Origin of the sequence: Acinetobacter sp. YH12137 (assembly GCF_013418535.1) — a bacterium.
Classification (GTDB): domain Bacteria; phylum Pseudomonadota; class Gammaproteobacteria; order Pseudomonadales; family Moraxellaceae; genus Acinetobacter.
In genome coordinates this window covers 115,704-126,828 of the sequence record NZ_VPBW01000006.1, presented here as the reverse complement: position 1 = coordinate 126,828, position 11,125 = coordinate 115,704, and the positions used below count along the sequence as shown (strand labels likewise).

Annotated in this window: 9 protein-coding genes; 5 read left to right on the top strand and 4 right to left on the bottom strand. The window is 46.1% G+C overall.

What is annotated here, in order from left to right; all coding sequences use genetic code 11:
• From FTU72_RS05350 to FTU72_RS05340, 3 genes are all read right to left on the bottom strand, one after another.
• A partial coding sequence (locus FTU72_RS05350; protein WP_180052525.1) for a transposase domain-containing protein occupies positions 1–322 on the bottom strand: 322 nt, incomplete at its 3' end.
• A gap of 105 nt (positions 323–427) precedes the next feature.
• Positions 428–2,143 (bottom strand): cation acetate symporter, encoded by a 1,716-nt coding sequence (locus FTU72_RS05345; RefSeq protein ID WP_180011055.1) that lies wholly within the window; start codon positions 2,141–2,143, stop codon positions 428–430.
• Position 2,144: 1 nt separating this feature from the next.
• Positions 2,145–2,477, bottom strand: coding sequence for a DUF485 domain-containing protein (locus FTU72_RS05340; protein ID WP_004781535.1), 333 nt, complete (start codon positions 2,475–2,477; stop codon positions 2,145–2,147).
• Between the two features lie 182 nt (positions 2,478–2,659).
• On the opposite strand from FTU72_RS05340, the gene FTU72_RS05335 reads away from it, so the two are divergent.
• Positions 2,660–6,151, top strand: coding sequence for a PAS domain-containing hybrid sensor histidine kinase/response regulator (locus FTU72_RS05335; protein ID WP_180052524.1), 3,492 nt, complete (start codon positions 2,660–2,662; stop codon positions 6,149–6,151).
• 418 nt (positions 6,152–6,569) lie between these two features.
• On the top strand, positions 6,570–7,337 hold the full coding sequence (locus tag FTU72_RS05330; RefSeq protein WP_180052523.1) for a hypothetical protein: 768 nt from the start codon (positions 6,570–6,572) through the stop codon (positions 7,335–7,337).
• A 67-nt stretch (positions 7,338–7,404) separates the two neighbouring features.
• Here FTU72_RS05330 and FTU72_RS05325 read toward each other — a convergent pair whose 3' ends face one another.
• Positions 7,405–8,055 carry a response regulator transcription factor gene (locus FTU72_RS05325; protein ID WP_004781530.1) on the bottom strand — a complete coding sequence of 217 codons (651 nt, stop codon included), beginning with the start codon at positions 8,053–8,055 and terminating at the stop codon, positions 7,405–7,407.
• Positions 8,056–8,428: 373 nt separating this feature from the next.
• Here FTU72_RS05325 and msuE point away from each other — a divergent pair, with 373 nt between their 5' ends.
• The 3 genes from msuE to FTU72_RS05310 all read left to right on the top strand — a co-directional run bounded on the left by msuE (position 8,429) and on the right by FTU72_RS05310 (position 11,074).
• Positions 8,429–9,163, top strand: a complete 735-nt coding sequence (msuE, locus tag FTU72_RS05320) for an FMN reductase (RefSeq protein ID WP_166139499.1) — start codon at positions 8,429–8,431, stop codon at positions 9,161–9,163.
• 28 nt (positions 9,164–9,191) lie between these two features.
• The gene (sfnG, locus tag FTU72_RS05315) at positions 9,192–10,307 is read left to right on the top strand and encodes a dimethylsulfone monooxygenase SfnG (RefSeq protein ID WP_180052522.1); all 1,116 of its coding nucleotides are present in this window, start codon (positions 9,192–9,194) and stop codon (positions 10,305–10,307) included.
• A 152-nt stretch (positions 10,308–10,459) separates the two neighbouring features.
• Complete coding sequence (locus FTU72_RS05310) at positions 10,460–11,074, top strand: riboflavin synthase subunit alpha (RefSeq protein WP_125279183.1); 615 nt, start codon at positions 10,460–10,462, stop codon at positions 11,072–11,074.
• Positions 11,075–11,125: the final 51 nt, after the last annotated feature.

Genomic DNA, 11,125 nt, shown 5'->3' with positions numbered 1-11,125 from the left:
GTAGAGAAAACAAGGCATTCAAGGGCTCTCGCCCTAAGCGTTGTCGTGCTTGTACTGCTGCACTGGGAACGCAATATTCTGTGGTACCAAACACAAGTTTTAGTTGCTCTACCACATACCCGATCGGCTGATCTCGAAACAGGGCAAGCCCAATCACCAGCCATACCACATGTTCGGCAGGTAATTTTCTTCTCCTGATAGAAGCCTTACCTGTTTGACGCAGGCTCTCTTCAATCCAATTTAAATCAATGAATTCACTGAAATGGCTAAGTGAAGGTAGAGAATGTTGAAGAGTACAATCTAAATTTTCAGATAAAGTCATAAAAAAATGAGCGTATTGGCATACACTCATTTTTACTACATTTTTCTAATGTCTGCTTAACTGACTGGCATTACCCATCAGGAGGCTTTTTTAGGACATCAGATCTTAATGATCAGATGCACCTGAGATTCCAATACCTGTTTGTGAGCGAACAAACTGTGCATCGAAAGCTTTGCGTTCTGCCTGTGCTTTCACTGAGCGGTCTGTGATGGAGAAGAACCAGCAGCAGAAGAAAGACAATGGCATTGCAAATAATGCAGGACCATTAAATGGAACGACTGGTGTATCTGAAATCGCGAAAGTATCTACCCAAACGGCTTTAGACAGTACAATCAGCACTACCGCAGTCACCAGACCAACCACGCCACCAATGACAGCACCACGTGTGGTCAGGCCTTTCCAGAACATAGACAGTACTAGTACCGGGAAGTTGGCACATGCTGCTACCGAGAATGCCAGACCTACCATGAAGGCAACGTTTTGCTTCTCGAACAGAATTCCCAAGATCATCGCAAAGATAGCAAGACCAAGAGTTGCAATTTTAGACATGCGCAGTTCAGATTCAGGTGTAGTACGGCCTTTCTTGAATACGTTTGCATACAAGTCATGTGAAATTGCTGAAGCACCTGACAAGGTCAAACCTGCAACTACCGCAAGAATGGTTGCGAATGCCACTGCAGAAATGAAGCCCATGAACAGGTCACCACCCACAGCATCTGCCAGGTGAACCGCGGCCATGTTGTTACCGCCCACCAGCTCTAGCTTGCCTGTGATTGCCATTTTTGCAATGTCCAGGAACTGCGGGTTGTTCGCTACGTATAGAATCGCACCGAAACCGATAATGAAGGTTAACAGGTAGAAGTAACCGATAAAGCCTGTTGCAACCACCACTGATTTACGTGCTTCTTTGGCATCTTTTACTGTAAAGAAACGCATCAGGATATGTGGCAGACCTGCTGTACCAAACATCAGCGCCAGACCAAGAGAAATCGCATCGACCGGATTCGAAGCGAGATTACCCGGACCCATAATCTTGGTTGCATCTGCAAGGCTCAAGTCATGTACTTTAGAGTAAACCTGAATCGATTGTTCAAACATATTGGTAAAGCTGAAACCTACGCCCTTCATTACCATGAAAGCCATAAATGTCGCACCAGACAACAGCATTACTGCTTTAATGATCTGTACCCAAGTGGTCGCTAGCATGCCACCGAAGATTACGTAAGCCATCATCAACAGGCCAACAATCACCACAGCAATATTGTAGTTCAGACCGAAGAGTAACTTGATCAACTGACCTGCACCTACCATCTGTGCGATCAGGTAAAACGCAACCACAACCAGTGAACTTAATGCAGCTAGAGTACGCACTGGTTTTTCTTCCAGACGGAACGACACTACATCAGACAGGTTAAATTTACCCAGGTTACGCAAACGTTCTGCCACCAGGAATAAAACGATTGGCCAACCCACCATAAAGCCTAGTGAGTACAGCAATCCGTCAAAACCGGACAGGAATACCATCGCGGAAATACCGAGGAAAGATGCTGCAGACATGAAGTCACCAGCAATGGCCAGACCGTTCTGGAAGCCAGAAATCCCGCCGCCGGCAGTATAGAAATCATTAGTATTTGTGGTTTGTTTGGCAGCCCATTTGGTAATAAATAAGGTTGCTCCAACGAAAATCACAAACATGATAATCGCGTGCCAGTTGGTCGCTTGCTGCTCCGCAGCACCCAGATCTGGTCCAGCAAATGCCATTGCCGAGCTGAGCAAGGTCAGCGCTGCAGCAGCAAGCGCTTGATATGAAATCCCTTTCATCTTAGTGTTGCCCCTTTTCTTTTGTAATCGCTTCCACTTCCTGAATTGCTTCTCTGTTCAGCTGATCAAGTTTGTTATTGGCAATGTAGGAATACACCCAGCACAATATAAAAGACAAAATAATGATACCGATACCTAGAGGTACACCCCAGGTCGTTACACCGCCAGAAATTGAAGACAATAGAAATTCTTTGTTGTAGCCAACAAGCAACATGAAACCGACATAGACAAATAGCATGATGCCGGTTAAGGTCCAGCTCAGCGTACTTTTTCTACGTACCATTTCTTTGAATTTGGGATTCTGTAGAATTCTTTCTACTTGGGCCTCATCCATAGTTACACTCCTGTAGCCCCACCATGGGCTTACTATTTTTTAATTCGAATTATCACTGTTGCAAAATAACAACATTTAGAATGACTTGTAATTTAGACTTTGGTCGTTAAAAAATGATCAATTTAAACTGCTGAGTGCATGATGCGGTATCATAGCGTCATGCACAGTACACATCAGGCTATATGAACAGTTGGCTCATCATAGGGGTGCTCGCCCTCTATATCACTTTACTCTTTACTTGCGCTTTCTATGGGGAAAAACATGCCAGCCGGCTGAGTACCCGTGGCCGCATGCTATTGTTTAGTTTAACTTTAGGCGTCTACTGTTCTTCCTGGACATTTTATGGCGCGACCGGTGCTGCGGTTCGTGAAGGAATTATTTTCCTGCCGATCTATCTTGGTCCCCTGCTCTTTGTCGCGATTGGTTACGATATCTGGCGCCGTCTGGGACGGGTACGCCAGCATCATGCGATTTCCTCTATCGCCGACTTCGTCGCTGCACGTTATGGTAAGAGTGGGCCTCTGGCTTCGCTGGTCACCATTCTGGCGGTGATTGCCATCATTCCCTATCTGGCTTTGCAGTTACGTGCAATTGCCTTGAGTGCGGCGGTCATTCTGGAACCTTCAGCCGGGATTGCCAGTACCACCAATAGCGTACTGTTCCTGACTGGCGTCCTGGCGATTCTGGCGATGATTTTCGGTACCCGGCAGATTGCCAACACCGAACAGCATGGCGGTCTGATGCTGGCTGTCGCCTTTGAGTCTTTTGTTAAGTTATTTGCCTTGCTGGCCGTAGCCTGTTTCTTTATTTTTGAAGCACCAGAAAATCTGCCTCAGATCAGTAGCGATATTCAGTCAACCTTCCATGATGTACAGCTGTTTGGCGTACCGGAAAGTTTCTGGGTACAGACCCTGTTGGCTGCACTGGCGATTATCTGCTTGCCACGTCAATTCCACGTAGCAGTGGTTGAATTACGGGATGAAAAACATATCCGTGGTGCACGTCGCTGGTTTGCCATTTATCTGATTCTGACCACACTGGCAATTATCCCGATTGCCAGCTGGGCACTGCATGCGGCTCCCCAATATTTAGCGATTCCAGATGTCGCGGTACTGTCTTTACCGCTTAGCTATAATCAGGACTGGCTGACCTTATTGGCCTTCTTAGGCGGTTTCTCGGCTTCGACTGGTATGTTACTGGTGTCTTCAGTCGCCCTGTCGATCATGCTGAGTAATGACCTGATCATGCCAGCGCTCTGGCGCTTAAACCTGATTTCACGGCATGACAAGCGTTTACCACTGGTACTGAAATTTACCCGCCGGATCTGTATTCTGGCCGTGATGTTGATGGGCTTTCTGTTCTTCAACTTTTTTAATGATATTGACCAGCTCTCAGTCTTTGGTCTGCTGGCCTTTAGTGCCGTGGCACAATTCGCCCCTGCCCTGATTGGTGGTCTGTATTGGCGTGGTGGGAGTAAGCAAGGTGTATATGCTGGCCTGCTGACCGGTTTCGCTTTATGGTCGTATACCCTGCTATTACCAACGATTTTGCGCAGCCTGCCAGAAGCCTATCAGCAGTTCAGCCAGAGTTTTCTGGAACAGGGTCCTTTGGGCTGGAACTGGTTACGTCCTGAAGCCCTGATCGGTTTCGAATCTTTTGATCCTTTAACGCATGGTGTGGTCTGGGCACTAGGTCTGAACACATTCCTATATATCTGGGTTTCCCGGATGTTCCGTCCAAGTGTGGCTGAACAGATTCAGGCGGAAAGTTTCTTCTACTATGAAACCAAGCCGCTTCCTTCTCAAAGTCCATCTACTGATGTCAGCTACTCGCATCAGGATGTGGCCCGTTTAAAAGTTGGTGACCTGATTACGCTGGCCAAGCGCATTACCGGTGAAGGTCCAACCATGCAGGCCTTCCAGCAGTTCTGTGCTCAAAATAGTGTGGAACTGAATGAAAATAGCAGTGCCAATGGCATGTGGTGGCGTTTTACTGAGCAGTATCTGGCCGGTACCATTGGTGCAGCCTCGGCACGTACCCTGCTGACTACCGCGATGGTGAATAATGGCCTGGCCCTCGGTCAGGTGGCGAATATTCTGGATCAGGCCTCACAATGGCAGCGTTTTAACCAGAACCTGATCATGACCATGATCGACCATATGACCCAAGGGGTGAGTGTGGTTGATGAAAATATGTGTCTGGTCGCCTGGAACAACCAATACCTGAAACTGTTCGACTATCCAAAAGATATTGTTTATGTCGGCTGTCCAATCGCTGACCTAATCCGTTATAACGCTGAACGCGGTGAATGTGGTCCGGGCTCGGTCGAAGAACATGTGCGTAAACGGATTCACTGGATGCAGGTCGGCAGTGCGCATGAATTTGAACGGATCCGTAAAGATGGCCGCGTGATTCAGATGCGGGGTAACCCAATTGAAGGCGGTGGTTTCGTGACGACCTTTGCCGATATTACTGCCTTCCGTGAAAATGAAGCATTACTGGAAGCCCGGGTTCAGGATCGTACCCAGCAGCTCGCTGATGCCCTGTCTGAACAGCAACTGGCGCGTGAACAAGCCGACAAAGCCAATATGTCCAAGAGCCGCTTTATTGCTGCCGCCAGTCATGACCTGTTACAGCCCATGCATGCTGCACGTCTGTTCAGTACGGCGCTGGAGCAAAGTGTACAAAGCGAAGAAGATCGCAAGACCCTGCAGCAACTGGATCGTGCCCTGCATGGGGCAGAAAGCATGCTCTCAGCTCTGCTGGATATTGCCCGACTGGAGGGCGGTACGATTCAGCCGAAACGCCAGGCTTATCCACTGCATGATTTATTAAGTGATCTGGAACTGCAATTCAAATCCATTGCGGCACAACGTGGCATCAAACTGCGAGTGCATGATGCCCAGTTCTGGATTGACACCGATCCACAATGGATTCGCCGGATTATCCAGAACTTTGTCAGCAATGCCCTACGTTATACCGCCAAAGGTAAGGTCGTGGTCGGTGTACTGCGTTCTAGCAACCGGCCAAATCATATCCGGATCGGGGTTTGGGATACCGGTCCCGGTATTGCTGAAGAACAGCGGATCAAGCTGTTCCAGGAATTCGAGCGATGTGGCCATACTTCGCCTTGGGGTGAACAGGGTCTGGGGCTTGGTCTCGCCATCGTGCAGCGTATGACCGGACTACTGGATTATCCAGTTCATGTTTCTTCCGAGCTGGGCAAAGGTTCCTGCTTCATGATTGAAGTACCGTTGACCGCAGCGCCGAAAGTCATTGCCGCCCCTGTTCAGGCTGTGCCATTGAAGTCCAAGGCCTTTAAGATTCTATGTTTGGACAATGATGAAACCATTCTGGAAGGCATGTCGACCTTATTGACCAAATGGGGCTATCAGGTCTTTAAAGCCACTGAACCAGAACAGGCAGCCGAAATGATCCAGCAGGAAAATATTCAGGTCTGGCTGGTCGATCAGCATTTAAATCAGGATAAAATCGGTCTGGACTTTATTCTGGAACATCGTAGTAGTGATATTCCGGTGGCATTGATTACCGCAGATTCTGATCCGGAACTGCCACAGCGCCTGAAGGATTTAAATATTGTCCTGCTGAAAAAACCGTTAAAGCCTGCTTCACTCCGTTCCTGGTTATCCGGTCTGAAAATCTCCGGTAACTAGAACTTTTTATTTCCATCTCAATGCCCATTTTAATGATTTAAAAATGGGCATTTTTTATACTGAATAAATACCTTTCTTTACCTGACTGGCAAAAAAATCAGGCCAATGTGCTAAAAGCACCAAATTTCACATAATTCCTGCTGATAAATTGCTCAAAATTATCATTTCAGCATTCTCTATGGCAAAAGCCACCAATTCTATTAATATACATGTGTACACCTAGTTACAATTATTTAAGTTGTTGTTTTAAATTAATTTTTAATCCTATTTTATGGCAGATAGAACTTTGGTCGTATTTTTAATACAACAGGCTTAGCTCTAAAAATAGACAATATAAGAAACGATCAGTTTCCATCTGACAATGCCTAAATCCTTTTGGCAGCTGGTCTATTTGCACTGCTAGATAGGAGTTATAAAAATGAAACTCGATGAATCAATTGCTCAGCTTCCCGCACAGACTCAGCAATTCCATCGCCAATATGGTGCTAATGCCTTATTACCCAGCATCGACTGGACGCAAATGTTTAAATACAGCAAACTCGACGATACCCAGATTCAGGCACTTGAAACCCTGTATCAGCATGCAGTTCCTTTAGCCCTGCAAGTTTTCGATGAACTGCATTTTGATGTCTTTGAACCCTATGCCTATAAACCGCAAGGTTTAGGTTTATTTGAACGTCTGGCTGAACAGGAAAACAAGTTGATTGAATCTCTGGAAGCGGAAGCCGAAGATTTACCAGCAAAAACCCGTCATCAGATCTGGAGTATGCTGCTGCGTGGTGGTGCCGTACTGGTCTTTAAAGCGTGGCTCGGCAAAGTGAAAAATGAAGAAGATTGCCTGGATACCACCCAGTTTGATGAACTCTCTGACTTGCTCTTTATCAAAACCTGCCCGCATGAACTGGCAGAGCACCTACAGGTCGATCCGAATAGCACAGACGAGCATGTATTCCTGATGTATGAAGATGAAGTTTATCTGGACCGTTTTAACAGTCTGGAAACTGCTGTCCTGTTTGTAGACTTAGGTGTGTATGATGCGACTTTCCTGAGTCTACGGGATGATCGCGTAGCAGAATACCTCATCTCTAAAGGCTATGTCACCCAAGAACAGATTGATGAACTGCAATCCGCACTGAATCCCATGTTCTGTACCGATGTTACCCAAAAACAGGATTATATTGCTTAATCTGGCAACATTCTCGCAATAAAAAAGACCTCATCTGAGGTCTTTTTTATTTTGTAAGCAGCATCACTTACATTTTCTTTTCTTCAATATTCAAGGCATTGATGGCAAGCACCGCCTGGGTACGGTTTTGTACACCCAGCTTACGGAAGATCGCTGTTACGTGCGCTTTAATCGTAGCTTCTGAAACATCCAGTTCATAGGCAATCTGTTTATTCAGTAAGCCTTCGGCTACCATCATCAAGACACGGAATTGTTGCGGTGTCAGTGACTGAATCCGTTCTGCCAATGCAGTTTCGTCTGCAGCACGCGGATCGAAGTTCATGTTGGCTGGCAGATTGGGTGGTAACCAGATTTCACCTTCGAGGACTTCACGAATCGCTTCACCAATATGGCTTGGATGTGCAGATTTTGGAATATAGCCCATTGCACCATGTGCAATCGCACGCTGGATAATGCTGGCTTCTTCGTGAGCAGAAACGACAATAATTGGAATCGAAGGATATTGGGCGCGAACGTGGACCAGAGCAGAAAAGCCCGATGCACCTGGCAGGTTTAAATCCAGAAGGACAAGATCAGGCTCAGGACCATTTTCTAGACGTTCATAAAATTCATTGACTGCTGCAGTTTCATGAATCTGCGCTTGTGGCAGACTATAACGAACAGCTTGGATCAGAGCATGACGAAACAGTGGATGATCATCAACGATTAAAATATTCATAGGACGTGAGAGAGATCTTGTGCACAGTAGCTCCTATTCTAACCACACAAGCCAGTTTATGGATATGCAAGATCGCCAATTTTTTAAATAATGTGGAGTTTTTCTTTAATTTTTTTAAATTTTGGCTTATTTCAATAATTCTTTAATTCTCATCACTTTTTTATATATGATTTATTCCTATTCTGCATAGCTTATCTTTATTCAATATAAATATAGTTATCAGCCATTTATCCAGCTCTATCCGTTTCAGAAGCACATTTTCCGCTTATATAGAAAAATCAGATAACTTTTCAGCATTTCGTTATTTTACACCTACTGCGGCAATCGGGATTAATAGGGTCATTCCGAGCTTAACCATTTTTAGGTACTTCACATGTCCCATTTTTCCGAGCAAAAACCTTTAAATATCGTGGCTGTTTCTGGCGGCCTGAATCACCCCTCTAAAACCGAAGCATTGGTTCAAGCCATTCTGGATGAACTGGGTGAAGCGACGCCAATCAATGTACATTTCATTAAATTTAGCGAAATCGGCCAGCTTTTAGGTGGTGCAATTTACCGTAACCAGTTACCGCAACGCGTGCAGGATGATCTAGCAGCCGTTGAAGCAGCAGATGCCCTGATTGTTGGTACGCCTGTTTACCGCGCTTCATTTACGGGCCTGTTCAAGCATTTCTTTGACTTCGTAGAACAAACGGCGCTGGTAGATGTACCGGTTCTTTTAGCAGCTTCTGGTGGTAGTGACCGTCATGCGCTGGTTCTTGAGCACCAATTACGCCCATTATTCAGCTTCTTCCAGGCACAAACCTTACCAATCGGGGTATATGCCACAGATCGTGACTTTACGCCTGAATACACCATTCACAGCGAATTACTCCGTGCCCGTATTACCCTGGCAGTGGCTCGTGCCCTACCGATCCTTGAATGGGCGCCAGCAAAGGGGCAGCGTGCTGAGGTCATTAAAGAAAAATCTCAGCAAGCCAACCAGAGCCTAGGCATCAACAAGCAAATCGAACAGGAAGAAGTTTTACCTTCAGCTGCAGTGCCAAGCCTGGATGCCGCAGAATCCCGTTTGCACAGCAAGAAAGTGCCAAAGACTCAAGTGGCTTAATAGCCGCTTCATTCAGAGGGTAAGAATAATGTCTCAAGATAAAAATATTGTATTTGCTTACTGGGTTCCAAATGTCAGTGGCGGTCTGGTGGTCAGCGACATTGAACAGCGTACTGACTGGAGCTATGACTATAATGTCCGTCTGGCGCAAACTGCTGAGAAAGCAGGTTTTGATTATGCCCTGACCCAGATCCGTTTTACTGCGGGCTATAACGCTGAAAACCAGCATGAATCAGTGAGTTTCAGTCATGGCATCCTGGCAAAAACTGAACGTTTAAAAGTGATTGCCGCGATCTTGCCGGGCCCATGGAAGCCTGCGCTGGCAGCGAAGCAGCTGGCCACCATTGACCATCTCACCAATGGCCGGATTGCGATTAATGTCGTAAGTGGCTGGTTCCGTGGCGAGTTTGATGCAATTGGTGAAGAATGGCCGGAACATGACGAACGTTATGCACGTTCAGAAGAATTTATTCGCAGCCTGAAAGGGGTCTGGACCCAAAACAATTTTAGTTTTGATGGTAAATACTACCAGTTCCAAGACTATACCTTGAGTCCAAAACCGGTACAAAAACCGTATATTGAAATCTTCCAGGGGGGAAGTTCCCGAGCAGCACGCGATATGGCATCTCGCGTGTCTGACTGGTACTTCACCAATGGCAATACACCTAAAGAGCTGAAAAAACAGATCGATGATATTCGTGAAAAAGCCAAAGCGAACAACCACTCTGTGAAAATTGGCGTAAATGCATTTGTGATTGCACGTGATACTGAAGAGGAAGCGCAAGCAGTACTGCGAGAAATCGTGGCCAAGGCCAATGTTCAGGCGGTAAAATCTTTCGGTGAGGCAACGCGTGAAGCGGGCGCAGCCAGTAAAGAAGGTGAAGGTAACTGGGCCAAATCTACGTTTGAAGATCTGGTGCAATATAACGATGGCTTCCGTACCAACCTGATCGGTACACCTCAGCAGATTGCGGAACGTATCATCGAACTGAAAAAAGTCGGTGTTGATCTGGTTCTTTCAGGCTTCCTGCACTTTATTGAAGAAGTGGAATACTTCGGTGAAAAAGTCTTGCCACTCGTGCGTGAACTCGAAACGCAGCAAGCTGAACAGCAACAAGAAGAACAAGAAGCTGAGCTCGTTTAAACTATAATAATGCTCAGCATAACGATTCATTCCCTCAAGGCTCGGCTTGAGGGATTTTTTTTGTGCAACACAGTGTTCTCGGCATAGAGATAGCCGCCTGCTTCATTCTTGACTAGAATGAAGCCAAACTCGATGAGATAGAAATTTAAATTATGTATACCGGTATCGTACAAGGCTTGGAAAAAGTCGTGGATATTCGCCAGGGCAATGGCTTCATTACCATTATCGTGAGCAACGAAAATCAGTTTTTTCAGGATGTCTTTATTGGCGCCAGTGTTGCGATCAACGGCGTCTGCCTCACCGTAACGACTATTGATCAGAAGCTAAACCAGATTCACTTCGATATCTCCGATGTAACCCTTGCCCTCACCACCTTAAAATCTCTTCAAGTGGGTGATGAAGTGAATGTCGAACGCTCTGCCAAAGTCGGTGCAGAAAATGGCGGGCATAATCTGTATGGGCACATCGAAGGCACAGCAATCATTAAAAATCTGGAACATCGGGGTGAAACCTACCATATCGATATTCAGATCCCGGATGGCAATATCAAATACTTTTTCCTGAAAGGGTTTATTGGTCTGAACGGCTGCAGCCTGACCATCAATCGCGTCGATCGCGCCAATAGTGAAATTTCGATTGATCTGATTCCCGAAACTTTGCGTCTGACCACCTGGAAAAATGCCAAAGTAGGTGATGAAGTCAATTATGAAATTGACCAGACCACGCGTACCTTGGTGGATACCTTAGAAAATATTCACCAGCGTTAAATGAAAGAGCCGCTTATACCATAGGCGGTTTTTTAACTGATCATTCTGCCC

What these genes read in the sequence shown, in the direction of transcription:
- FTU72_RS05345 (WP_180011055.1), bottom strand. Translation starts at nt 2,143, where the DNA reads ATGAAAGGGATTTCATATCAAGCGCTTGCTGCTGCAGCGCTGACCTTG.
- FTU72_RS05340 (WP_004781535.1), bottom strand. Translation starts at nt 2,477, where the DNA reads ATGGATGAGGCCCAAGTAGAAAGAATTCTACAGAATCCCAAATTCAAA.
- FTU72_RS05335 (WP_180052524.1), top strand. Translation starts at nt 2,660, where the DNA reads ATGAACAGTTGGCTCATCATAGGGGTGCTCGCCCTCTATATCACTTTA.
- FTU72_RS05330 (WP_180052523.1), top strand. Translation starts at nt 6,570, where the DNA reads ATGAAACTCGATGAATCAATTGCTCAGCTTCCCGCACAGACTCAGCAA.
- FTU72_RS05325 (WP_004781530.1), bottom strand. Translation starts at nt 8,055, where the DNA reads ATGAATATTTTAATCGTTGATGATCATCCACTGTTTCGTCATGCTCTG.
- msuE (WP_166139499.1), top strand. Translation starts at nt 8,429, where the DNA reads ATGTCCCATTTTTCCGAGCAAAAACCTTTAAATATCGTGGCTGTTTCT.
- sfnG (WP_180052522.1), top strand. Translation starts at nt 9,192, where the DNA reads ATGTCTCAAGATAAAAATATTGTATTTGCTTACTGGGTTCCAAATGTC.
- FTU72_RS05310 (WP_125279183.1), top strand. Translation starts at nt 10,460, where the DNA reads ATGTATACCGGTATCGTACAAGGCTTGGAAAAAGTCGTGGATATTCGC.